The following is a 207-nucleotide window of genomic DNA, read 5'->3' as shown; positions in this document are numbered from 1 at the left end:
GAAGGTGGCAGCGACACCGGCGGTGCTGCCGCCGGTGCAACCGGATGTGGATACCTTCGCCGCGGCGGGGCATTTGTCGGTGCAACTAGATGTCGCGACGACCCGGATGCTGCTCGGTGAGGTGCCCGCAGCGTTTCACGCCGGCATTCAGGACATCTTGTTGATCGCCTTGGGATTGGCGTGGACGCAGTTCGCCGACTGCGGGGG

The 207-nt window shown here is 65.7% G+C and carries 1 protein-coding gene; it reads left to right on the top strand.

The genetic code is table 11. From position 1 onward, the window contains the following. On the top strand, nucleotides 1-207 hold a 207-nt coding region (locus AC5Y7E_RS24410; protein WP_499950986.1), incomplete at both ends, for a hypothetical protein.

This window comes from Mycobacterium sp. NGS17, assembly GCF_059813205.1.
The sequence above is the reverse complement of the archived record's forward strand: the minus strand, read 5'-3'. Positions and strand labels throughout refer to the sequence as shown.